Source organism: Rhodococcus sp. 320_ES, from assembly GCF_059691855.1.
The window spans coordinates 403958-427640 of sequence record NZ_JCAWAG010000004.1 but is presented as its reverse complement, the minus strand read 5'-3'; the positions used below and the strand labels follow the sequence as shown (position 1 = coordinate 427640).

Genomic DNA, 23683 nt, shown 5'->3' with positions numbered 1-23683 from the left:
GATCGTTGATCGGTCATGAAGTTCGCGAACGGAGCCAAGACCTTCGGGTTGATGGTCGGGATGTCGGCACTCATCGTGTTCATCGGTGCGTTGTTCCAGAGCCCGACGATCCTCCTGATCTCGGTGCTGCTCGCCGTCGGCATGAACGGATACGCGTACTTCAACAGCGACAAACTTGCCCTGAAATCGATGCACGCGGTGCCCATCACCGAGGTCGAGTACCCGCGCATCTACGCCATCGTTCGTGAGCTCGCGACGTCGGCGCACCAGCCGATGCCCCGCCTGTACATCAGCCCCACCAACGCGCCCAACGCCTTCGCGACGGGACGCAACCCGCGCAACGCGGCGGTCTGCTGCACGTCGGGAATTCTGGGCCTGCTGAACGAACGCGAGCTGCGTGCCGTGCTCGGCCACGAGCTCTCACACGTCTACAACCGCGACATCCTCATCTCGTCGGTCGCCGGCGCCATGGCTGCGGTGATTTCCGGTCTGGCGAACTTCGCGTTCTTCGCCAACGCGTTCGGCGGGCGCAACCAAGGGGCCAATCCCCTTGCGCTGCTGCTGGTCTCGATGCTCGGACCCATCGCCGCATCGCTGGTCAAACTGGCCGTGTCTCGCTCACGGGAGTTCCAGGCCGACCAGTCCGGCGCCGAGCTGACGGGCGATCCGTTGGCGTTGGCCTCCGCACTGCGCAAGCTTGCGTCGGGCACGCAACTGGCGCCCTTGCCGCCGGAGCCGCGTCTGACTGCGCAGTCACATCTGATGATCGCCAACCCGTTCCGCATGGGTGATCGGGCGTCGAAGCTCTTCTCGACCCACCCGCCGATGGACGAGCGCATCGCTCGGCTGGAGGAGATGGCGGGAAGGCCGGAGGCCGGTCGGGATCAGGCGGGCGGGCCGTATCTGTGAGCTAGCGGTAGTTGACGAACTACCGGTAGTTGACGAACTGCAGGGCGATGCCGAAGTCCTCGCCCTTGAGCAGTTGCTGCACGGCCTGAAGGTCGTCGCGCTTCTTGCTGCTGACGCGTAATTCGTCGCCCTGAATCTGCGCCTTGACGCCCTTGGGGCCCTCGTCGCGGATCTTCTTCGAGATCTTCTTGGCGTTCTCGGTGGTGATGCCCTGAACGAGCGTGCCGGTGATCTTGTAGGTCTTGCCGGACTGCACCGGGTCCTCCGCCTCGAACGCCTTCAGCGAGATGTCGCGGCGGATCAGCTTCTCCTTGAACACGTCCAGCGCGGCCTTGGCGCGCTCCTCCGCGTCCGCTGTGATCACGATCGCTTCTTCACCGGACCACTCGATGCTGGCGCCGGTGTTGCGGAAGTCGAAGCGCGTCGACAGTTCCTTGCCGGCCTGGTTGAGCGCGTTGTCGACCTCTTGCCGGTCCACCTTGCTCACGACGTCGAACGACGAGTCGGCCACCGAAAACTCCTTACAAACCTTGGTTGACGAACAACGATCGACCGTACTTGATCAGCCGGTTTGCGTTGAAGGGGATATCGCGTTGTACAGTTTCCTCCGCGCGCAGGCGCACCCGGCAGATTGCCCGAGCGGCCAATGGGAGCGGACTGTAAATCCGTCGGCTTATGCCTACGTAGGTTCGAATCCTACATCTGCCACACACGTCAGCCCCGACAGGAATTTCCTGGCGGGGCTGACGTTGTATCCAGGGTGTGCAGGGCTTCGACCAGCCGGTTTGGCTCGGGACAGAAGTACTGTGTAACCTTCGTCAAGGCTTCGGCGCGCTTTTCCATGTGCCGAACCACGCCCCCTTAGCTCAGTCGGTAGAGCGTTTCCATGGTAAGGAAAAGGTCAACGGTTCGATTCCGTTAGGGGGCTCGCGGGACCGAGCGCCGGCCGGCGTCCGGCACCGAGGCGGTGTAGCTCAGTCGGTAGAGCAAACGACTCATAATCGTTGTGTCGCCGGTTCAAGTCCGGCCATCGCTACACAAGCTCCAAACCACCGATCGACTCGAAAGCAGGCATCACCGTGGCCTCCTCCACAGACGTTCGCCCCAAGATCACCTTGGCGTGCGAGCAGTGCAAGCACCGTAACTACATCACCAAGAAGAACCGTCGTAACGATCCCGACCGGCTCGAGATCAAGAAGTTCTGCCCGAACTGCGGAACGCATCGCGCGCACCGCGAATCGCGCTGACCTCTTTCACCTGGTGACGTCAGAAGCGCCCACGGTCGACGAGACCGAAAGTCCCGCCGAGCACGCGCTCAGGATGGTCGGGTATCACTATCGGATGCCCGACTTCTACGAAGTCGGCCGCGAGAAGATCCGCGAGTACGCACGTTCCGTGCAGGACGGCCACGCCGCTCACTACGACGAGCAGGCTGCCGGGGAGCTCGGCTACGACGCGTTGATCGCTCCGCTGACCTTCGTGTCCATCGTCGGCGTGATGGCCCAGAAGGCGATGTTCGACACCGTCATCAAGGGCTACGACGTCAGCCAGGTCATGCAGGCCGATCAGCGCCTCGAGTTCCACCACCCGATTCGTACCGGTGACCACTTGATGGTCGACGTGTACCTCGAATCGTTCCGCCAGATGGGCGGCAGTGACATCTTCGTCACCAAGAACATCATCTCGAACGGATCCGGCGAAGCAGTCGTGTCGTCCTGGACCACCCTGGTCGCTCGCACCGGGGGAGCGTCGGAGGTCTCCTACATGGACACCGTCAGGGGAGTGATGATGCATGAGCTGTAAGAAGCTGTCCGAGGTGTCCGTCGGTGACGATCTTCCCGACCGGACCTACGAAGTCACCCGCGGCGACCTAGTGAACTACGCCGGGGTGTCCGGTGATCCCAACCCGATTCACTGGAGCGATCCCGTCGCCAAGACGTTGGCCGGTCTGCCCACGGTGGTCGCTCACGGGATGCTGACCATGGGTCTCGGCGCCGGTTACGTCACCTCTTGGCTCGGTGATCCGGGCGCGGTCGCCGAATACAACGTGCGGTTCACCAGCCCGGTTCTCGTCCCGGAGACGGCGCCCGCGCAAGTCGAGTTCACCGGAAAGGTGAAATCCCTCGACGCCGACGCCAAGCAGGCCACCATCGCCATCGTGGCGAAGTTCGAGGGCAAGAAGATCTTCGGGCGGGCCACCGCCACCGTCAACCTCGCCTGAGACGATTTCGTCCGGCCCATCGGGGTGCAGTACACTGAGATTTCTGGGGTTGCTCGGCGCTGCGCGCTGCCTGCAAGGCGGCGCGTATGTCATGTGATCCCGGGACGGCAGAGCTTCGGCTCCGCCGGAGGGGCGTAGCTCAATTGGTAGAGCAACGGTCTCCAAAACCGTAGGTTGCAGGTTCAAGTCCTGTCGCCCCTGCCCTGGCACTCCCTGTGCGAGTGCACCCTGTGACGAGAGGAAGCTTCGGTGAGTGTGAAGGGCGGCAGCTCGGACGGATCGGTAGATCCCGAGAGCACCGAGTCATCCACCGACGCATCCGTCGACGGCGCCACACCGACCGGCAAGCGCCCTCGCCGCCGCAGTTCCGCTCCGGAGGCCGAGACCGCGGGCAAGTCCGTCGCCACGGCCAGCCGTGTCGAGAACCGGACACGCAAGGAAGCCGCTCCGAAGCAGAACATCTTCAAGCGCCTGCGGAAGTTCTTCCGCGAAGTCGTGGCAGAACTGCGCAAGGTCATCTGGCCGAACCGCAAGCAGATGGTCACGTACACGATCGTGGTGGTCGTGTTCGTGACGTTCATGGTCGCCTACATCAGCGGGCTCGACCTGGCGTTCATCAAGGGCGTGACCTGGCTGTTCGGCTAGTCCGAACGCCTGTCCGTCATCCACCACCGAAAACGAGCAAGGAAGCGAGTGCACCTCACGTGAGCGCACCCCACAACGATTCCGTCGAGATCGCCGCAGTCGACGCCGACATCGAGGCCACCAAGCAGGGTCTCGAAGCGGACAAGGCTGCGCAGGACCGCGAGACCGACGAGGCCATTGCCGAGGATGTCGCTGCCGCAACGGGCGCCGAGAGCGAGACCGACACCGACTCTGCCTCCGACGATGCGCCAATCGATGCCGAGCCGGCCGACCCCGTCGCCGAGATGAAGGCTGCGCTTCGCCGCGCGCCCGGTGACTGGTACGTCATCCACAGCTACGCCGGATACGAGAACAAGGTCAAGGCCAACCTCGAGACCCGCGTCCAGAACCTCGACGTCGGTGACTACATCTTTCAGGTGGAAGTGCCCACCGAAGAGGTCACCGAGATCAAGAACGGACAGCGCAAGCAGGTCAACCGCAAGGTCCTGCCCGGCTACATCCTCGTCCGCATGGAACTCAACGACGAGTCGTGGGGCGCGGTGCGCAACACACCCGGCGTCACCGGCTTCGTGGGCGCCACCTCGCGCCCGTCGCCGCTGACCATCAACGAGGTCGTCAAGTTTCTCCTCCCGCAGGAAGAGAAGAAGAAGGTCACCGCCGGTGCCGCTGCCACAGAGGCGTCGTCCGACGGCACGTCGAAGCCGGTCATCGAGGTCGACTTCGAGGTCGGCGAGTCGGTCACCGTCATGGACGGTCCGTTCGCGACCCTGCCTGCCAGCATCAGCGAGGTCAACGCCGAGTCGCAGAAGCTCAAGGTGCTGGTCTCGATCTTCGGCCGTGAAACACCGGTCGAGCTGAACTTCACGCAGGTCGCGAAGATCTAAATCCCCACAACGAAACAAGGAAAGACAGATGCCCCCCAAGAAGAAGAAGCTAGCCGGGATCATCAAGCTTCAGATCCAGGCCGGCGCCGCCAACCCGGCACCGCCCGTGGGCCCCGCCCTCGGTCAGCACGGCGTCAACATCATGGAGTTCTGCAAGGCGTACAACGCAGCGACCGAGTCGCAGCGTGGCAACGTCGTGCCGGTCGAGATCTCGGTCTACGAAGACCGCTCGTTCGACTTCAAGCTGAAGACGCCTCCCGCCGCGAAGCTGCTGCTCAAGGCAGCCGGCGTCGCCAAGGGATCGGGTGAGCCGCACAAGACCAAGGTCGCCAAGGTGACCATGGAGCAGGTGCGCGACATCGCCAAGACCAAGCAGGAAGACCTCAACGCGAACGACATCGACCAGGCCGCGAAGATCATCGCCGGTACTGCACGGTCGATGGGTATCACCGTCGAGGGCTGAACACCCCGGTAGTACGTGGGAGGGCCGGCCAGGCCTGGACACCACATCCTTCACGATCCAACGAACGGATTTTCAATGGCAAAGCGCAGCAAGGCCTACGAGGCCGCAGCAGCAAAGATCGACAAGGACCAGCTCTACTCGCCGCTCGCAGCAGCGAAGCTGGCCAAGGACACCGCGTCGAGCAAGTTCGACGCCACCGTCGAGGTCGCAGTCCGTCTGGGCGTCGACCCCCGCAAGGCAGATCAGATGGTGCGCGGCACCGTCAACCTCCCCCACGGAACCGGTAAGACCGCACGCGTGATCGTGTTCGCCGCCGGTGCCAAGGCCGACGAGGCAACCGCCGCCGGAGCCGACGCCGTGGGCGCCGAGGACCTGATCGAGCGCATTCAGGGTGGGTGGCTCGAATTCGACGCCGCCATCGCGACCCCCGACCAGATGGCCAAGGTCGGCCGCATCGCCCGCGTCCTCGGACCGCGTGGCCTGATGCCGAACCCGAAGACGGGCACCGTCACCACCGACGTGACCAAGGCCGTCAACGACATCAAGGGCGGAAAGATCAACTTCCGCGTCGACAAGCAGGCCAACCTGCACTTCGTGATCGGCAAGGCGTCGTTCGACGATTCCAAGCTGGTCGAGAACTACGGCGCCGCACTGGACGAGATCCTGCGCGCGAAGCCGTCGTCGGCGAAGGGCCGCTACGTCAAGAAGGTCACGGTCTCGACCACCACCGGACCGGGCATCCCGGTGGACCCGAACCGTACCCGCAACCTCCTCGAGGATGCAGAAGCGTAGACAGCTTTCGACACAAGGCCGGTACCCGTGAGGGTGCCGGCCTTTGTTGTTTCCAGGGTCCTCGTCGCTGGGGCACCTCAGTCTGACCAACATGTGCACCCCATGGAACCGCACACATGCGCACAATGATCAACCCTCGACCGCTCTCTTGCGCAGTCAGCCCGCCTGATGGTGGACTGGGTGCAGTGCACCACCCATGCACAGTCCCGCGGTTCGTGATCCGAACTCTTCTAGCAGCAGTACGCAGACTTCAGGAGAGACGATCATGACCAGCATCAGCCCGGCCGACAACCGCTCGTCCACCGGTGACGAACTTCGCCAGATCGCGGAGAAGGTGCTCTGGCTGTCGACGTCGATGATCCATCACGCCAACCGAATTCGGCCCAACCCGTCGGGCCTCAAGGTCGGTGGGCATCAGGCGTCGTCCGCATCGATGGTCACGATCATGACCTCCCTCTATTTCGAACAGTTGAAGGCCGGGGACCGGGTGTCGGTGAAACCGCACGCGTCTCCCGTTCTGCATGCGATCAACTACCTGCTCGGGGACCTCGACGAGAAGTACCTGACGACGCTTCGGGCCTACGGCGGCCTGCAGTCCTATCCGTCGCGCTCCAAAGACCCCGACACCGTCGACTACTCCACCGGCTCCGTGGGTATCGGTGCGACAGCGCCCATCTGGGGAGCCATGGCGCGGCGCTTCGTGGAAGGTGGATCCACGGGAGCGGACGGCACATTCTCGGGCCGTCAGTACTCGCTGGTCGGTGACGCCGAACTGGACGAGGGCGCCGTCTGGGAAGCCGTCATCGATCCCGGTATCGCCGAGCTGGGCGAGATCGTGTGGATCGTCGACCTCAATCGTCAGTCGCTCGACCGTGTCGTGCCGAACATCGCCGCGCGCCGCCTCGAGAAGATGTTCGACGCCGCCGGGTGGCAGGTTCTGACCGTCAAGTTCGGACGGTTGCTGGAGAACCTGTTCGCGCAGCCGGGCGGTGACGCGGTGCGCCGCCGGATCCTGGACATGCCGAACCCGGAATACCAACGGCTGCTTCGCTGCTCGGCCCACGAGCTGCGCACCAGGCTTCCCGGCGACGGGCCCGATGCGTCCACGATCGCCGAGCTGATCTCCGACCTGAGCGACACCGTCCTCACCGAGACCATTCGGAACCTCGGCGGCCACGACCTCGACGCGCTGCGGCAGGCGTATGCCCAGATCGACGACACCCGGCCGACGGTCATCATCGCGTACACGGTCAAGGGCTTCGGCCTGCCCACTCAGGGGCATCCGCAGAACCATTCGTCGTTGCTGACGGTCGAGGAATACGCGGCGCTGGCGCAGACGCTCGGCACCGATCCCGAAGCTCCGTGGGCGACGTTCGACGAGGAGAGCGCCGCCGGTCGGCTCTGTGCCGCCACCGCGGAACGGCTTCGCCGCGAACCCATTTCGCAGGTTCAGCCGCCTGCCGTGCCCACCGACATCGGTCGCACGCCGAAGGGAACGGCGACGACGCAGGCAGCGCTGGGCCGGGTTCTGATCGACCTGACCCGCGAGGCACCGGAGGCCGCGAAACGAGTGGTCACCGTCAGTCCGGACGTCAGCTCGAGCACCAACCTCGGTAGCTGGGTCAACAAGGTCGGCGTGTGGTCGTCGTCGGAGCGTCACGACTGGTTCGAGGACGACGCCGAAACGATCATGCACTGGCGTGAGAGCCCGTCCGGGCAGCACATGGAACTCGGAATCGCCGAGACGAACCTCGTCGGCTTGATGGGGGAGCTCGGGTCGACGTGGAGCCGGTGGGGACAGCCGCTGTTCCCGATCGGCGTGATGTACGACCCGTTCGTCGAACGCGCGCTCGAGCCGTGGTCGTACGGGATCTACGCGGGTGGGCAGTCGATCCTCGTCGGCACCCCGTCCGGAGTCACGTTGGCAGCAGAAGGTGGTGCGCACCAATCGATCAAGACTCCGTCGATCGGTTTGGAGCAACCAGGCTGCATCTCGTACGAGCCCGCCTTCGCGATCGATGTCGAGTGGACTCTGCTGGCCAGCATCGGGCGGCTCGGGCGACCGGACGGCACGTCCGCGTACCTCCGCCTGTCCACCCGGCCCGTCGATCAGACATTGGCCGACGTCCCGACCGACCCGGCTGCGCGTGAGCGTCGACGCCGTCAGGTCGTCGCCGGGGGTTACCCGTTGGTGCGCCGCGAGCGCGCCACCGTCACCATCGCAGCGATGGGAGCCGTGGTGCCGGAAGCGTTGGCCGCGGCCGCCCGGTTGGAGCAGGTCGGTGTGATCGCCGACGTCCTCTGCATCACCAGCGCCGGTCAGCTCTATCGCGCCGTGCAGGCTCGGCAGGGGCACGGCGACGCCGAGTCGTGGATTCTCGATCAGCTGTTGCCGGCGGACCGGGCGACTCCCATGGTGACCGTGCTCGACGGCCACCCGCACACCTTGGCCTTTTTGGCGACCGTGAACCGAGTTGCCTCGACGTCGTTGGGCGTCAGCAACTTCGGGCAGGTCGGTTCGCTCGACGAGGTCTACCGACACCACCACATCGACACCGATTCGATCATCGGAGCGGCGCTGGACGTGCTGGGTAGCTGAGACGAGGTCAGACGGCAACCTTCGAGAAGTTGTTCACGAACGCCTCGGTGATCCTGTCCAACAACGCATTCGGAAGGTCGTGGCCCATCCCGTCGATGAGGATCAGCTCCGATCCGGGCACCGCGCGGTGGATGGCTTTGCCGCCTGCCGGTCGGACGAGCGGATCGGAGGTGCCGTGCACCACCACGGTCGGCGCGGTGATGCGCGTGGTCCAGCGGATCAGGCTACCGGTCCCGGTGATGGCGGCAAACTGCCGAATCAGCCCGGCCGGGTAATAGTTTCGCTCGTACGCCGCGGTGGCGTCGGCGATCCGCTCCTCGTGAGTCGACGCGTACTTCTTGCTCCCGATGGTGGCGAACGTGGTCGCGGAGCGTTCGATGATCTGCTCGCGCGTGGCGTTCTTCGGCGCCGGCCGCAGCAGCGGCAGCAGTGCTTTGACGTCCGGCGGAGGCAGGAACTTCTGGTTGGTGCTGGAGAAGAGAATCGACACGGAGAGAACACGATTCGGGTACGCACCGGCGAAGACCTGGGTGATCATTCCCCCCATCGACGCGCCCACCACGTGCACCTTGTCGATACCGAGATGATCGATGAGCCCGACGGTGTCCATCGCCATGTCCTCGATCGTGTACGGAACCGAGCTCGACATTCCCAGCTCGTGGCGCACGAGCCGGAGAAGCGGATTGCCGCTGACGTGCGCGCCCTCGATCTTGGAGGACAGTCCGATGTCGCGGTTGTCGAACCGAATGACCCGGTAGCCGGCCTCGACGAGTCGCTCGCAGAACTCGAGTGACCAGGTAATGAGCTGGCAGCCGAGTCCCATGATCAGCAGCACTGGGGGATCGGACGGGTTGCCCATGTCCTCGTACGCGATCTTCAGACCGTTGGCGTCGGCGATGCCGCGAGTGATGTCCATAGAGCTATGCCTACCAGACGGTAATACCTACCAGCCGGGGTCGCCGAGCAGCGGAAGGGTCAGGAAGCAGGGTTCGTCGGGGTCGAGAATCACGTCCTGAGCGCGCCACCTGGTGCGCCACAGGTCCGGAAGAATCGGCACGAAGCGCGGTGAGTCCGCGGCGTACACGTCGACCCGCAGGCGGTGACCCACCTCGATGACGGCCTCGGTGGACAGCAGGTCGATGTCGAGGGTGGTCGGCTCACCGGGAACGACCGGCAGCAGCGCGGCGCGCGTGAGGGGGTGGTGCGCGATCAGATAGTCGCCGTTCGGCGCGAAGGTGCTCAGCTCGTCGTCGACGGCTCGGCGGGACGAAAGCAAGGCCCCGTTGGTGAGGACGGTGGACGTTCCGTCGGGAGCCACGTCGCACAGGTTGATCGCCCACATGGCCTCCCGCGCGTGCGCGACGGTGCGCAGGTGCAGATTCGCGGGCCCCGACAGCACCACCGACGCCGTCGCCGCGGGCGTGGTGAAGGAGAGGCCGTCACGCTCGGCGAAGCGGGCGTCGTAGGTGAATCCGCCGCCCAGCACGGCCGGAACGCCGGCCAGCACCTGCGTCGTGTCGCGCGAGACGACGGTGCGCACTCCGGGGCGCACGGAGACCACGGAGGGCGCGACGGGTTCCGCGGTGCTCAGCGATCCGTCGTGCGCGGCGTGGCGTGCGGTTCCGGACGGCTCGCCGTCGAGGTACAGCCGCTGCACGACGGCGTGCGGGGCGGGGAAGTCGCCGTGCGCCTTCCACGTTCCGCCTTGCTGGCGCAGGGTCACCGGGCCGTACTTCTCGATTCCGTTGTGGATGCCGCGCAACCACCGATCGAACCAGGCGCGTTCGAGAACGTCGAGCCGCGGCGGGAACCCCGGTTCGCCGAAACCGATACCGGGATTGCCGTGGTAGCCGTCGCCGATCAGCAACTGCTTGCGGCCGCGGGGCAACCGGAGGCGGTTGTAGATGTCGGGTGCGGCGCCGCCGAAGATGTCGTGCCAGCAGCCGTACAGGAAGGTCGGGATGTCGATGTTCTCGACCGCCGCGTCGATCGTCGAATAGTAGGGGTCGTCGTAGATCCGGGGGTCCGCGCCGAACAGAAAACCCGACGCCAGATCCACCAACGACGTTGCGGGAGAACGCAATCTCGACGCGGCCCACCCGGCCAGACCGGATTTCATGCCCGCCGACGGCACCCACTTCAGTGCGTTGACGGCCGCCAACCAGAGTGGGATGAACAGCGACGGTGCGCCGCCCGTCGCGAAGATCTCGCGCACGATGTCGTCGGAGCCCTCGACGGCGAAGATGGCGTCGAGACCGTCCGGCCCGGCGGAGGCCGCCTGCAGCGAGTTGATGGCGGAGTAGGAGATACCGGCCATCCCGATGTGACCGTCGCACCACGATCGATCACGCAACCACGCGATGATCTCGAGTGTGTCCTGCTGTTCCCGTGCACCGAGGATGTCCCAGACACCCGTCGACGATCCGGTTCCGCGGGCGTCGGCGATCACCTGGACGTAGCCGCTGCGCACCAGGTGCCGGTTGACCGACAGCAGGTCTGCGGCGCCGCCGCTGACGACTCGGGTGAGCTCGGTGATCCCGTCGAACGGAGTCCCCGACAGGTCGAACCGAGCGGACGCGCGGCGCACCAGCGGCCCGATCACGGGCGCGGACAGAAGGTTGTCGACGCCTTTGATCAACAGCTTGTTGTAGGGCGTGATGTTGAGAATGGTCGGGAAAGGCCCCGCGGCCGCTACCCCGGACGCGTCGGCCGGTCGGATGACGTAGGCGCGAATGGTGGCCCCGTCGCTCATCGTGATCCGCACGTCCCGGCTGACCGCGATGCCGTCGTACTCCGGCGGAGCGTCCACCAGGTCGCGCCAGGCTTCCGCAGCGGAACCGCCCGACGGGTCGCGGGGGAAGGTGCGGAAGGTTCGGACCGGCACTGCTCCGATGTGCCCCGGCCGCACTCGGTCCGGATCGAGCCGTTCGGGACTCACGAGGGGCCGAACGGGTTGCATCGTCATCCAGCGATTCAACCGCCGCGACGCCGGTATCACTGCATCGGCCCGTGGATTCTGTCGAACGTGTCGACCAGTACGGTCGATCGACGGTGGTTTGTCACAGCTGTCGACGGACTTTGCGCAAATTCTCGACGAACGCCCGAGACCGATAGTTCGTCGGATAGCCTCGAAACCGGCACAGGGGCCGTTTCCATGTGACAGCGTTGGACATGAACGTAGACGTCGGAGAGGCGATGGAACGGCTTCAGTTGATCGACGAGACCCGGTCGGGGCGTCACCGGCGTGGTGTTTTCGCGCGCGGAGTCGCCATGTTGTCCGATTGGTTCCACCAGCCGTTCGACTACTCCTGGATCCTGACGTATCAGTCGACGCGATCACTGCACCGCATCATCAGGTCGGTGATCGGTGCGGGCGTGCTGCTGTACATGGTGGCGTCGGCCGCGATGTTGCTCAGTCCGCAGGGCCCGTCGGGCGGGGCGGCCACGGCCTGGGTTCTGGTCGTTTTCGTGATGCAGATGTTCGCGGTCGGATACTGGTTGTCCCCGCGGCTCCCGACTCGGTGGGAAATGATCGCGTTCGGGATGTTCGCCGACCTCGGGCTCGCATCGGTTCTGGCCACGTACCAGCCTGTCGCTGCCGTCACCGGATGTGCACTGTTCGCCATCTCGGGTGCGTTCTTCACGTACTTCGTCAGCCCGCGATGGCTGGTGGCGCATCTCGTCTTCTCGATCACGTTCATCGACGCCATGGCGTACCGGGCATACGTGGCGCAGTCCTTCGACCTGGCGACGATCGTCGCGGGCACCGTGGTGATCCTCGGCGCCGTCGCCGGAGTTCCGCTGTTCGCCCACCTCGCCTGGACGATCATCACCCGCGACGCGCGTCGAGCCGCCCTCGATCCACTGACCGGCCTCTACAACCGGCGCGGCTGGGACGGCGCTCTCGAGGAACTCTGGTCCCGCGGCTTCGACAAACGGCACACCCTGGCCGTCTTCCTGATCGACATCGACAAGTTCAAACGGGTCAACGACCGATTCGGTCACGACGTCGGAGACGCCGTCATTCGCCTCCTCGCACGTCGACTCGAGACGCTGTTCGGTGAACACGGCATCATCGCCCGTACCGGCGGCGAAGAGTTTCTCGCCGCCGTCACCGGCGACGTGAGCCTGATCCAGGGGTTGATCGACCGGATCGGCGACGCCATCTACAACGGTTCCGATGAGGTGCCCGTCACCGCCAGCGTGGGGGTGGCCGTCCTCGCCGCCGACTCGGACCTCTGGGACGTGGGGGTCTCCATCGTGGTGCGCGCGGGGCGCGTAGCCGATTCGATGATGTACCGCGCGAAGGACGCCGGCGGGGACAGGGTGTTCTCCGCCGCGCTGTGACGCCGAACTCCACCCTTTACGACATCTTTACCTATCCTTGAACGAGGTCCGGTATTCGGCCGACCTCGATCAGGAAGGCACACCTCCACAATGTCGAAACTTCAGATGACCGGCGCAGTCGCTCTCGCCGCATCGGCAGCCATGATCTTCGGCGCCGGAACGGCGTCGGCCGAGACCCCGGTGGCCGCCCCGGCCACCTTCACGAGCGCGTTCACCACGCTGGCGACGCCGGATCAAGTTCTGAACACGCAAGGCGTCAAGACGCCCGGTCAGCCCGGAGCGCTGGGTTCGTTCACCTTTCGGATCAACAGCGACCTCGACATCATCTGCTACGACATCTACCTGGCCGGCGTCACCGGTGACTACATGAGCCCCGCCAAGACCGCGACGCACATCCACCAGGCTGCCGCCGGAGTCGCGGGCCCGCCGCGCATCGCCTTCCCGAACCCGACCGACATCGGAAACGGTGTCCGCAAGAGCAGCGGCTGCCTGCAGGGCCCGTTCACCACCGGCGTCCTCGCGAACGGCGTCGACACCGGCACCGACTTCGACCTGGCGTCGATCGAGGCCAATCCGGCAGGGTTCGCCGCCGACACCCACACGGCCGCATACACCGCAGGTGCGGTTCGCGGCCAGCTGATCCCGATCCCGTTCGTCGGCGCCGGCGGCTTCGGCTCGTCCTAGATCCGTTCGGTGGTCGGGACCGTTTTGGTCCTGACCACCGGCTCGGGTACAGTTTCACCCGAATCAAGTTCTACCCAAGACCGTCGGTCACCGCGTCTGCACCATGGATGCGGTTGAAAGGTCCGAGACATCGGACGGCCCACGCAGGAGAACGAGGTACGGACAGTCCTGCTGATGCAGGGTCCATCTACGCCCCGTGTGCTTCTTGCGCCGGGGCGTTCTTTCGTTCTCGTCCCGTTCTCGATCGGCCATGACGTCTCACGAGAGGAGGCGAAGTATGGCAAAGGCAGAAAAGGTATCCGCAGTAGCGGAGATCACCGAGCAGTTCAACGGCTCCACCGCCGCCGTCATCACGGAATACCGTGGTCTGTCGGTCGGTCGGATCTCGGAGCTCCGTCGAGCACTCGGCACCGGAGCGACGTACTCCGTCGCCAAGAACACCCTGGTCAAGCGTGCTGCCGCAGAAGCTGGCATCACCGGCCTGGACGACTTGTTCGTCGGTCCCACCGCGATTGCATTCATCAACGGTGAACCGGTCGACGCAGCCAAGGCGATCAAGACTTTCGCCAAGGAGAACAAGGCGCTCATCATCAAGGGCGGCTACATGGACGGCAAGACGCTGTCCGTGGACGAGGTCAACAGGATCGCGGATCTCGAGTCCCGCGAAATCCTGCTCGCCAAGCTGGCCGGCGCGATGAAGGGCAACCTGGCAAAGGCCGCCGGCCTGTTCAACGCACCCGCATCGCAGATCGCCCGCCTGGCGGCTGCACTGCAGGAGAAGAAGGCAGCAGAAGAAGGCGGAGCAGCCCCCGAGGCCGCACCGGCAGAAGAAGCTGCAGCCGAATAGCTGATCCGCAAGGACTGCACACCATCACCCTGTCGCGGATCGGCGACAAGGACTTACACGGAAGGACCTGCCACCATGGCAAAGCTCAGCACCGAAGAATTGCTCGACCAGTTCAAAGAACTCACCCTCCTCGAGCTCTCGGAGTTCGTGAAGGCGTTCGAGGAGACCTTCGAGGTCACCGCAGCGGCTCCCGTCGCCGTTGCCGCCGCAGGCGGAGCAGCTGCTCCCGCCGAGGCTGCTGAAGAGCAGGACGAGTTCGACGTCGTCCTCGAAGGCGCCGGCGACAAGAAGATCCAGGTCATCAAGGTGGTCCGTGAGGTCGTCTCCGGCCTCGGACTCAAGGAAGCCAAGGACCTCGTCGAGAGCGCCCCGAAGGCGATCCTGGAGAAGGTCGACAAGGCCGCTGCCGACGCAGCCAAGGAGAAGCTCGAAGCTGCCGGCGCGAAGATCTCCATCAAGTGATCTAGCTCCACCCAGCTACAACAACAGCGGCCGCACCCTTTCGGGTGCGGCCGCTGTTGTCTTGTATTCGGGCTCAGGCGAGCGTGAACTCCCCACCGCGGTGATACGCCGCGAGCGCCGTGTTGGTCTCCCGGATCGACGGCGGGTGGAACGAGAAAGCCTGAACCACCGACTGCAGGTACGCCACCTCGGGATCGGTGATGAACGAGATTCCGCCCAGGGCCGTCACCGCCGTGGCGGCGGCGCGGGTCAGGGCACCTCGTAGTGCGGTGCGGCAGAACAACAGTCGCGCCGAGATGTCGGCCCCGCGCTCGCCGGCGTCCATGGCTCGTGCGATGGACTCGACCGCGCACATCGATGCTTCGAGTTCTGCAGCCGCGGCCACGTAAGCAGCGTCGTCGACCTTCGGATTGTCGATCATCTTCGCCAGCAACGACGAGGCTGCACCGATGTAGCCGGCCGATGCGAGAACGCCGAACCACAGCCAGCCGGTCAGCTCGTGCTGACCGTCCGGGTCGTCGAGTGCGCCGATCATGGTGAGTGCGACCGGAATCTCGACGTCGTCGAGAACGACCTCTTCGCTCTCGGCACCGGCGAGAATGGGGCTGGTCCAGAACGGCCGGACCGAGACGCCCGGCATGGTCGCCGGAATGAGAGCGACGGCGCGACGGGTCTTGCCGCCCTTCTTCTCCGAGGCCGCGACGCTCGCGGCCAGGAAGTCCATCGATTTCGACAGGCTGCAAGGCTTCTTGCTCCCGCTGATGATGTAGTCGCCGCCCTTGTAGACGGCGCTCACCGACGGAACGAGCGTGCTGCCCTTGCCTTCCGCGAAGCCCGACGCGATGATGCTGCGCTGTTCTACGAGACCGGCGACGAGAGGCAGTTCCTCCTCGGGCCCGGCCATCGCGATCTCGACGATGGTGGCGATGGACAGGTGGTGCATGGTCGACGCGGCCGCGAGCGACGGCGACGCTGCTCCGATGGCGCGCTGCGCCCGGATGGCCTCGACCGTGGAGGCGCCGATTCCGCCGAGCTCCTTCGGAACGATCAAGCCCGTGCCGCCGGCGTCGCGGAACGCCGCGATGGCTCCGGAACCCGGAGATTCCATCTCGAGCAACGGCGTCGTCGTCAGGTAGTCGGCCAGGGAGGGCAGGAGTCTGCGCAGGGTGTCGTGCTCGGCGGCCATTATTCGCGAGGTGGTCTCGGCTCTCGCGGTGGTCTCGGGAACATGGATCTGCGGTTCGGTGAGAGTCATCAAGGCCTTTCTCGGAGCTGACCGGCACTCGGCAATCGAGACGGTTTGACCAATCATCTCCCTGCAACACGTTCTAGTGGAGGGGTATCGATGCGGTCTGTGTACTGCCACAGTTTCGGTCTGCAGATTTGGTTCAGTTACCTGCGTTCCAGTGTGTTTAGGAGCACTACCTCCGAGTAACGTTGATCTGCGGGCATGAAAACGCCCACTGTGCAACGTGTCTCGGATATGCGGTCTCACCCAAGGCCGACACGCCGAAGAACTTACATGGACACCACACTAACTTCGACAGGGTTGGGGAACCGCACATGAGCTCACAGAAGATGTTGGATCGAATCCGACACGACAAGCGCATCTGGGCACACCGAGTGCTCACGAAGCACGACCAGAATCCCTTCTTCCGCGTTATGCGATCGGTGAACGCGCCGGTCGTCGACGTCGAGGGTGAGCAACGAATCATGTTGGGGTCCAACAACTACATGGGCCTGGCCGACCACCCCCTGGTCGTGGAGGGTGCCCGCAAGGCCCTCGACAAGTACGGCGCCACCGTCACCGGCAGCCGCCTGCTCAACGGCACCATCGACATGCACATGGAGCTCGAGGCCGAGCTGGCCGAGTGGCACGGCACCGAAGCCGCCATCGTGTTCACCACCGGCTACCAGGCCAACCTCGGAGCCATCAGCGCACTCGTCGGAGTGGGTGACACCGTGGTCGTGGACTCCGGTGCCCACGCGTCCATCTACGACGCATGCAGGTTGTCGCGCGCCAACATTCGGGCATTTCGGCACAACCAGCCCGACAAGCTGGAAGAGAAGCTCTCCCGTTCCGAGGGTGCGATCCTGGTGGTCGTGGACGGCCTCTACTCGATGCACGGCGACCTGCCGCCGCTCGACGAAATCGCGGCACTGTGCGAGAAGTACGATGCCGCGCTGATGGTCGACGAGGCGCACAGCGTCGCGTCGATGGGCCCGACTCTCACCGGTGTCGCCGAGATGTTCGGTATCGCAGACGACGTCGACGTCCGGATGGGGTGCTTCTCCAAGGGTCTGGGCTCGTCGGGCGGCTTCGTCGCCGGCTCCACCGACATCGTCGACGCAATGCGTTGCCACGCACGTACTTTCATGTTCACCACTGCCGGTGTGCCGGCGGCGCTCGGTGCGGCGCAGGCGGCTATCCGCCTCGTTCGCAGCGAGGAGGGGCAGGAACGTTCGCGGCGCGTTCTCGGCAACGCTCGCTACCTGCACGACGGGTTGGCGGCTGCGGGTGTCGACGTCGGCTCCGAGTCCAACACACTGCTTCCGGACGGAACCGAGGTCGTCTCGGCCATCGTGCCCGTCAACATTCGCGACGACCTCAAGGCCATGAACATCTGGAAAGAGGTGTACGACCAGGGAATCTTCGTCTCGTACGCGACCTTCCCGGCGGTGGCGCAGGGTGCGGCCATGTTGCGAGTCTGCCTGCAGGCCGATCACACCACCGACCAGCTCGATCGCACCATCGACGTGATCAGCAAGGTGATGGCCGGACACGGTCTGTTGCGTCAGACCGAGCCGGTTTCGGCGTAGCGGGTGCCTCAACAGATCGACCAGAACACCGACTACCCGTGCGCGGTGGCCGACCTGTATGGGGCGCTGACCAGCGCTTCATACTGGAAGGACCGGGTCTCGGAGTTCGGGCTGGACTCTCGCGTCGTCGACTTCACGGAGTCGGCCGACCGGATCACCTCCGTGGTGGATCAGGCGGTCGACGCCGAGATGCTGCCGAAGGCGTTGCGGCGCTTCGCCGGTGCACACATGTCGGCACGGTGCACGGAGTGGTGGGGACCTCTCGCCGACGACTCGGCGTCGGGCGGTTATCAGCTCGAGGTGGCGGGAGTGCCCATCACGATCGCGGGAGACATCACCATGGCCGCGACGTCGGAGACCGGTTGTCGTCTCAACTTCGTCGGCACGGTCACCTCGACCATTCCCGTCATGGGCCCGGTCGTCGAGAAGATCATGGTCGGTGAGATCGACAAGAGCTTCGCCACCGAGCGAGAGTTCACGATCGGTTGGTTGACCTCTCGCGAGTGAGGAGCTCGAGCAGAGCGCGCTGACCCGCGCCCGTGAGTACGCCCGCGGGCGCGGTCAGACGTGTGAACGGAGCACTTCGCACAGGTGCCACTGCCGGGGCGCGCTGCGGCACACGAACTCCCGTGTGTGCCGCGAGCAATCCGTCCTTGGGGCTCACTCCCGCGAGGGTGTCGGCGCCACCGGACGGAATGTCGACCACGACAGGGGCTTTCCCGGTTCGGACGCGTGACCATTCGACGACGGACTGGGTGGCCTCGGCGACCTGCGCCCTGCCGGCGCGGCCGCGACGTCCGGTACTCGCTCCGTGACCGGGGAGGTCGAACAGGACGACCGTGACACCGCTGTCCGCGATCGATCGCGCCAGCGCGCTGAGGTAGCGGGCGTGCAGACCGGCGGGAACCGGGACCACGACCGCGGAGTCGGCTTCATCTGCACTGCGCTGTTCCAAAGGCCTGTGAACTTCCACGTGTACCGAGCCCGATGTCGTCTGCACCTGGTTGTGCTCGACGAGCGAGATCGCTCGATCAAGTTCTGCTGCAACTGCTTTCATGTCCGTGTCGACCTCGGACCAGGCGCGCACCCTGGCGGTCGCGGCCGCGGCGACGGCCTCGCACGCCCGCTGTCCCCGCAGCGCGTGTTCGCGCGTCATGATGGGCCGGCCGCGCAGCAGGATCATGATCGCCGCTGCTTCCGCCGACGTCATCGACGGAATCCATCCGGTGGCCTGCTCGAAACGCGTCGAATCCACGGCAGCCTCGCCGGAGGAGATCCAGTGCGACGAGAACGGCAGCGCACGCACCGCGTACGCCGTGTTCACGAACCCGCGCAACACCTTTGCCGGAACCTTCATCACGAGCTGGCCCTGCATGCACGCCAGCTCGCGGACACCCAGCCAGTCGCGAGGACCGAGGTTGAACGGTCCGGTCAGCGGGATCTTGACGGCGCGATGGAACGCGTCGGCCAGGTCGTCCTGGTGAATGAACTGGTAGTTGGCGTGATCTGGATCGGGGAAGGCGACCACCGACTGGGTGAGTGTGTCGATACCGTCGTTCGAGAAATCGGAACCGACCACGTACGTCGGTCGAAGCATCGACACGGCCATCTCGCCGGGGTGGCGGCGCAGCCACCATTCCACGAAGTGTTCGACCTCGGCTTTGTCGAAGAAGTAGTAGCGCAACGGATCCGACAGGGGGAACTCGTCTTCCGTCACCGGCACCGCGATGTCCTCGCTGCCGTAGACGCTCACGCTCGACGCGATCACGAGGTTCTGCACGCCGGCTCGGTGTGCGCATTCGACGGTGTTGCGTGACCCGCCGATGTTGACGTCGTGAATCGTCGACTTGTCGCGTGCTTCCTCGACGACGAACGCGAGGTGGATCACCACGTCGACGCCGCGGAAAACCTCGACCAGTTCCGGTGATCGGATGTCCATCGAGACCGTTCGGAGCTTCGGGTGCGCAAGTCTCGGCGCCCGGCGGCCCAGCCCGATCACCTCGGTGACGTCGGGATCGTCCAACAGGGCAGGCAGAATGGCCGCGCCGAAGTCGCTCGTCGCGCCGGTGACAGCGATCTTCACCGGGCGTCGGCCATGTCGTTGCCGTTGTCGTTGTCGTTGTCACTGTCGTCCTCGGTGATGGCGAGCATTCCGGTCGTGCGGAACTGACGCGGCAACATCACGAAAACGGCGACGGCACAGATGAACACGGCTGCGGCGCCGAAGTAGGCGGCCACCTCGGACCCACGCAGTGCCGCTTCCTTCATCTGCGAGATCAGTTGCTGCCGGGACGGTTCGAACATCGCCGGGATCTCGCGCTTCTGCAGCTCGATGACACTGAGCACGCTCGAGGTGGCGTATCCCCGCTCGGTGTCGGTGATCATGGCGTTCGGGATGGCGTCGACGAGGGGCTTGACCGTGCTCACGTAGTACGAGGCGACGATGGATCCGAGGACAGCGACGCCGAGCGTGCCACCGATCTCGCGGGTGGTGTCGTTGACGGCCGACCCCGCGCCGGCTTCGTCCAGGGGTAGTGACGACATGATCGACTCGGTCGCAGGTCCCTGGATGATCGCGATGCCGACGGCCAGCAGGAGCATCGCCGGTAGGACGATCGAGAGGTACGAGCTGTCGAGTTGCACCTGGCCGGCCACGAGGAGCCCGGCGCCGATCAGGATCAGACCGGTCACGAGCACCGGCATCGTGCCGATCTTCTGCGCGATCAGGGTGGCGGCCGGGGAGCTCACCGCCAGCGCGGCGGCGAACGGGAGCGTCGCGATGCCGAACGCGAGCGGGCTGTACTCGCGCACGCCCTGGAAGTACTGGGTGATCAGGAACAGGAACCCGAACAGGCTGAAGTAGCCGACGGCGATCGCCACGGCAGGCCAGGCGAACGGTCGAATCTTGAACAACGTCACGTCCAGAACCGGTGAATCGCAATGCAACTCGCGGTAGACGAACCCGATCAGCAGAGCGACCGACGCGGCGAAACCGATGAGCGTGGTGGCCGACAACCATCCGAAGTGCGGCGCCTCGATCACGATGAACACCAGCAGCGAGACACCAGCGATGGAGAGCACCACACCGAGGACGTCGAGCGGGCCGACGTTGGACGCCTTGGACTCGGGCACGACGACGGCCACGAGAACGACCGCGAGAATGGCGACCGGAACGTTGAGCCAGAACACCGAATGCCAGGAGAAGTGCTCGAGCAGCCATCCACCGGAGATCGGCCCGATCGCCACCGCGACGCCGGCGATCGACGACCAGACGCCGATGGCGAGGGCGCGTTCCTTCGGCTTCGGGAACAGGTTGGTGATGACGGCGAGTGTGGCGGGCAGAACCATGGCGGCGAAGACGCCCATCAGCGCGCGGGAGGTGATGACCTGCTCGAGGCTGTCGCCGAGTGCGCCGATGATGCACGTCAGGCCGAGGCCGGTCAGACCGATCAGGAGCAGCAGCTTCCGCCCGTACCGGTCACCGAGGTTTCCGAACGCGAGGAGCAGGCCCGAGAAGGTCAGCGTGTACGCGTCGACGATCCACTGCAGACCCGAGATTCCGGTCTCGAGCTCGATCCCGATGGACGGAAGAGCCACGTTGATGATCGTCATGTCGAGCACGATCAGCAGTTCGGCGATACAGATGACGCCGAACGCGGCGAGTTGTCTGCGACGGGTGAGATCGGAAGTCGAGGTGAGGTGACCGGTGCTGCTCATCGAATTGTGCCCCCTGGTTGCGGCGCGGCGACCCGCATCCGCGAGCAAACCTACCCACGAAATCCCAGATCGAGAGGGCAAACGAGAGGCCGAACGGCCCCCGGACACAAGTCGGTGCCCAGTCACAACGGTGAGCGGGTGGCGATAGTAGAGCCTCCACAACGATCACGTTGCACAACACGTGAAATAGGTGTCGGGTACCGAATTCGTATGTACTCCGAGGGCATCATCAGTCACACTGCTAACGGAAAGCCTGTCTCGTCGGGGGGACGGTTACCTGTCGGTAGTTGCCTGTCGTCGACCACACTCGCTCTGAGTTAGAGTGACGCCACGCACAGCTGATCGGTACGGGCGATGTGCGACGAGCTGGGAGGAATCGGTCGTGGGTGTAGAAGTTTCGGTCAAGGGGCTCACCAAATCGTTCGGCGTTCAGAAGATCTGGCAGGACGTGTCGTTGACGTTGCCGCAGGGCGAGGTCAGTGCCCTCCTCGGTCCGTCGGGTACCGGTAAGTCGGTCTTTCTCAAGTCGCTCATCGGACTGCTTCGCCCGGAAGAGGGCGAGATCTGGATCGACGGCACCAACATCATGGAGTGCTCCTCGAAGGAGCTCTACGAGATCCGCAAGCTCTTCGGCGTGCTGTTCCAGGACGGCGCTCTCTTCGGTTCCATGAACCTGTACGACAACACGGCGTTCCCGCTTCGTGAACACACGAAGAAGAAGGAATCCGAAATCCGCTCGATCGTCATGGACAAGCTCGAACTCGTCGGCCTCACCGGCGCCGAGGACAAGCTTCCCGGTGAGATCTCCGGCGGTATGCGCAAGCGCGCCGGCCTCGCCCGCGCACTGGTGTTGGACCCGGAGATCATCCTCGTCGACGAGCCCGACTCGGGCCTCGACCCCGTGCGTACCACCTACATCTCGCAGCTCCTCCTCAACATCAACGCGCAGATCGACGCGACCACGCTGATCGTGACGCACAACATCAACCTCGCGCGCACGGTGCCGGACAACATCGGCATGCTCTTCCGCAAGAACCTGGTCATGTTCGGACCGCGCGAAGTTCTGCTGACGTCGGACGAACCCGCCGTGAAGCAGTTCCTCAACGGCACCATGATCGGTCCGATCGGCATGTCCGAGGAGAAGGACGAGTCGCAGATGCGCGAGGAGCAGAAGCTCGCGGACGCCGGCCACAACCTCGGCGGCGTCGAGGACGTCGAGGGCATCATGCCGCAGATGGAGCCGGCCCCCGGTATGCCGTACCGCCAGGCGGTCGACCGTCGGCGCGAGCGCGTCCGCGGCATCATGCACGAACTGCCGGAAAGCGCGCAGCAGGCGATCCAGGAAAGTCTGGACGAGGCGGACCGTCAGAATCAGAACGGCGGCGGTCACCGTAACGACGACCGTCGATACGACGACGGTCAGCAGGACGGCTACGGCGACTACCGTGAGCCCGCTTACGATTCACCTCAGTCGGGATCTTGGAGATAACTGCTCGTAATGGCTAAAACGAAGAACCCGGTCCTCCGGTCGGGTAATGCCGCGCTGAGTCAAGCGGGCAATATCGTCGAATTGCTGGTGGAGGTCGTACGGGAAACGTTCCGACGTCCCTTCCAGTTCCGGGAGTTCATCGAGCAGGCGTGGTTCATCGCCAGCGTCACGATTCTCCCGACCGCGTTGGTGGCCATTCCGTTCGGTGCCGTCGTGTCGTTGCAGACCGGCTCGCTGATCAAGCAGCTCGGCGCGGAATCGTTCACGGGCGCGGCCAGCGTCCTGGCCGTCGTACAGCAGGGCAGTCCCATCGTGGTGGCGTTGCTGATCGCCGGTGCTGCCGGGTCCGCCGTCACGGCGGACCTGGGTTCGCGCACCATTCGTGAAGAGATCGACGCCATGGAAGTTCTCGGCATCAATCCGATTCAGCGCCTTGTGGTTCCGCGCGTTCTCGCCATGATTCTCGTCGCCCTGCTGCTCAACGGACTGGTGTCCGTCGTCGGCATCGCCGGAGGTTACTTCTTCAACGTCATCCTGCAAGACGGAACACCGGGCGCCTACCTCGCTTCGTTCGGTGCGCTGGCTCAGCTTCCCGATCTCTGGGTGGGTGAGCTCAAGGCCGTCATCTTCGGCTTGATCGCCGGTGTCATCGCGTCGTACAAGGGTCTTCATCCCAACCCCGGCCCGAAGGGTGTGGGCGAGGCCGTGAACCAGACGGTCGTCATCACGTTCCTCATGCTGTTCCTTGCGAACCTGGTCATGACGCTGGTCTACCTCCAGGTCGTTCCGGCGAAGGGAGCATGA

Annotated in this window: 23 protein-coding genes and 4 tRNA genes; 21 read left to right on the top strand and 6 right to left on the bottom strand. The window is 64.8% G+C overall.

All coding sequences use genetic code 11. The features are described 5' to 3' along the window. The first annotated feature begins 15 nt into the window (after window positions 1-15). A complete protein-coding gene (htpX, locus tag AC59JP_RS16330; RefSeq protein WP_497326841.1) occupies window positions 16-909 on the top strand; it encodes a zinc metalloprotease HtpX in 894 nt (297 codons plus the stop codon). Between the two features lie 19 nt (window positions 910-928). Here htpX and AC59JP_RS16325 read toward each other — a convergent pair whose 3' ends face one another. Beyond that, complete coding sequence (locus AC59JP_RS16325; RefSeq protein WP_497326840.1) at window positions 929-1420, bottom strand: YajQ family cyclic di-GMP-binding protein; 492 nt, start codon at window positions 1418-1420, stop codon at window positions 929-931. Window positions 1421-1534: 114 nt separating this feature from the next. Here AC59JP_RS16325 and AC59JP_RS16320 point away from each other — a divergent pair. The 12 genes from AC59JP_RS16320 (at window position 1535) to AC59JP_RS16265 (ending at window position 8513) form a co-directional block, all read left to right on the top strand. Beyond that, a tRNA-Tyr gene (locus tag AC59JP_RS16320) sits at window positions 1535-1617 on the top strand. 147 nt (window positions 1618-1764) lie between these two features. Then, window positions 1765-1837, top strand: a tRNA-Thr gene (locus AC59JP_RS16315). 35 nt (window positions 1838-1872) lie between these two features. Beyond that, window positions 1873-1945 (top strand) — tRNA-Met (locus AC59JP_RS16310). Window positions 1946-1988: 43 nt separating this feature from the next. Next, entirely contained in the window at window positions 1989-2156 is a 168-nt protein-coding gene (rpmG, locus tag AC59JP_RS16305) for a 50S ribosomal protein L33 (protein ID WP_188543351.1), read from the top strand. Between the two features lie 13 nt (window positions 2157-2169). Further along, entirely contained in the window at window positions 2170-2712 is a 543-nt protein-coding gene (hadA, locus tag AC59JP_RS16300) for a (3R)-hydroxyacyl-ACP dehydratase subunit HadA (protein ID WP_497326839.1), read from the top strand. Beyond that, window positions 2702-3130, top strand: coding sequence for a (3R)-hydroxyacyl-ACP dehydratase subunit HadB (gene hadB, locus AC59JP_RS16295; protein ID WP_497326838.1), 429 nt, complete (start codon window positions 2702-2704; stop codon window positions 3128-3130). The genes hadA and hadB overlap by 11 nt, the downstream gene beginning before the upstream one ends. Before the next feature lie 128 nt (window positions 3131-3258). Continuing rightward, window positions 3259-3331 (top strand) — tRNA-Trp (locus AC59JP_RS16290). A gap of 48 nt (window positions 3332-3379) precedes the next feature. Next, entirely contained in the window at window positions 3380-3775 is a 396-nt protein-coding gene (secE, locus tag AC59JP_RS16285; RefSeq protein ID WP_497326837.1) for a preprotein translocase subunit SecE, read from the top strand. 59 nt (window positions 3776-3834) lie between these two features. Then, window positions 3835-4659 (top strand): transcription termination/antitermination protein NusG, encoded by an 825-nt coding sequence (nusG, locus tag AC59JP_RS16280; RefSeq protein WP_497326836.1) that lies wholly within the window; start codon window positions 3835-3837, stop codon window positions 4657-4659. Between the two features lie 28 nt (window positions 4660-4687). Next, the gene (gene rplK / locus AC59JP_RS16275) at window positions 4688-5122 is read left to right on the top strand and encodes a 50S ribosomal protein L11 (RefSeq protein ID WP_497326835.1); all 435 of its coding nucleotides are present in this window, start codon (window positions 4688-4690) and stop codon (window positions 5120-5122) included. 75 nt (window positions 5123-5197) lie between these two features. Beyond that, window positions 5198-5914, top strand: coding sequence for a 50S ribosomal protein L1 (gene rplA / locus AC59JP_RS16270; protein WP_497326834.1), 717 nt, complete (start codon window positions 5198-5200; stop codon window positions 5912-5914). Window positions 5915-6179: 265 nt separating this feature from the next. Further along, the gene (locus AC59JP_RS16265) at window positions 6180-8513 is read left to right on the top strand and encodes a thiamine pyrophosphate-binding protein (protein WP_497326833.1); all 2334 of its coding nucleotides are present in this window, start codon (window positions 6180-6182) and stop codon (window positions 8511-8513) included. 7 nt (window positions 8514-8520) lie between these two features. Here AC59JP_RS16265 and AC59JP_RS16260 read toward each other — a convergent pair whose 3' ends face one another. Together AC59JP_RS16260 and AC59JP_RS16255 are read right to left on the bottom strand one after the other, a co-directional pair. Further along, window positions 8521-9423 carry an alpha/beta fold hydrolase gene (locus AC59JP_RS16260; protein WP_497327093.1) on the bottom strand — a complete coding sequence of 301 codons (903 nt, stop codon included), beginning with the start codon at window positions 9421-9423 and terminating at the stop codon, window positions 8521-8523. A gap of 33 nt (window positions 9424-9456) precedes the next feature. Continuing rightward, entirely contained in the window at window positions 9457-11478 is a 2022-nt protein-coding gene (locus AC59JP_RS16255) for a CocE/NonD family hydrolase (RefSeq protein ID WP_497326832.1), read from the bottom strand. Between the two features lie 206 nt (window positions 11479-11684). Here AC59JP_RS16255 and AC59JP_RS16250 point away from each other — a divergent pair, with 206 nt between their 5' ends. From AC59JP_RS16250 to rplL, 4 genes are all read left to right on the top strand, one after another. After that, a complete protein-coding gene (locus tag AC59JP_RS16250) occupies window positions 11685-12860 on the top strand; it encodes a GGDEF domain-containing protein (RefSeq protein ID WP_497326831.1) in 1176 nt (391 codons plus the stop codon). 105 nt (window positions 12861-12965) lie between these two features. Continuing rightward, window positions 12966-13544: a CHRD domain-containing protein gene (locus tag AC59JP_RS16245; protein WP_497326830.1), complete on the top strand. Its 579-nt coding sequence runs from the start codon at window positions 12966-12968 to the stop codon at window positions 13542-13544. Between the two features lie 277 nt (window positions 13545-13821). Beyond that, entirely contained in the window at window positions 13822-14391 is a 570-nt protein-coding gene (rplJ, locus tag AC59JP_RS16240) for a 50S ribosomal protein L10 (RefSeq protein ID WP_497326829.1), read from the top strand. 75 nt (window positions 14392-14466) lie between these two features. Next, a complete protein-coding gene (rplL, locus tag AC59JP_RS16235) occupies window positions 14467-14853 on the top strand; it encodes a 50S ribosomal protein L7/L12 (RefSeq protein ID WP_188543368.1) in 387 nt (128 codons plus the stop codon). Between the two features lie 73 nt (window positions 14854-14926). Here the strand turns inward: rplL and AC59JP_RS16230 are convergent, their stop codons facing one another. Beyond that, window positions 14927-16108, bottom strand: coding sequence for an acyl-CoA dehydrogenase family protein (locus AC59JP_RS16230; protein WP_497326828.1), 1182 nt, complete (start codon window positions 16106-16108; stop codon window positions 14927-14929). Window positions 16109-16416: 308 nt separating this feature from the next. Between AC59JP_RS16230 and AC59JP_RS16225 the strand changes: the two genes are divergently transcribed. After that, window positions 16417-17673 (top strand): aminotransferase class I/II-fold pyridoxal phosphate-dependent enzyme, encoded by a 1257-nt coding sequence (locus AC59JP_RS16225; protein ID WP_497326827.1) that lies wholly within the window; start codon window positions 16417-16419, stop codon window positions 17671-17673. Between the two features lie 3 nt (window positions 17674-17676). Beyond that, window positions 17677-18180 (top strand): DUF2505 domain-containing protein, encoded by a 504-nt coding sequence (locus AC59JP_RS16220; RefSeq protein WP_497326826.1) that lies wholly within the window; start codon window positions 17677-17679, stop codon window positions 18178-18180. Here the strand turns inward: AC59JP_RS16220 and AC59JP_RS16215 are convergent. Both AC59JP_RS16215 and AC59JP_RS16210 read right to left on the bottom strand, forming a co-directional pair. Continuing rightward, window positions 18149-19756, bottom strand: a complete 1608-nt coding sequence (locus AC59JP_RS16215; RefSeq protein ID WP_497326825.1) for an NAD-dependent epimerase/dehydratase family protein — start codon at window positions 19754-19756, stop codon at window positions 18149-18151. The genes AC59JP_RS16220 and AC59JP_RS16215 overlap by 32 nt on opposite strands. Continuing rightward, window positions 19753-21390: an MFS transporter gene (locus AC59JP_RS16210; RefSeq protein WP_497326824.1), complete on the bottom strand. Its 1638-nt coding sequence runs from the start codon at window positions 21388-21390 to the stop codon at window positions 19753-19755. Before AC59JP_RS16210 ends, AC59JP_RS16215 begins: the two co-directional genes overlap by 4 nt. Window positions 21391-21772: 382 nt before the next feature. Here AC59JP_RS16210 and AC59JP_RS16205 point away from each other — a divergent pair, with 382 nt between their 5' ends. Both AC59JP_RS16205 and AC59JP_RS16200 read left to right on the top strand, forming a co-directional pair. Continuing rightward, window positions 21773-22879, top strand: a complete 1107-nt coding sequence (locus AC59JP_RS16205) for an ABC transporter ATP-binding protein (protein ID WP_497326823.1) — start codon at window positions 21773-21775, stop codon at window positions 22877-22879. A gap of 9 nt (window positions 22880-22888) precedes the next feature. Further along, complete coding sequence (locus AC59JP_RS16200; RefSeq protein ID WP_497326822.1) at window positions 22889-23683, top strand: MlaE family ABC transporter permease; 795 nt, start codon at window positions 22889-22891, stop codon at window positions 23681-23683.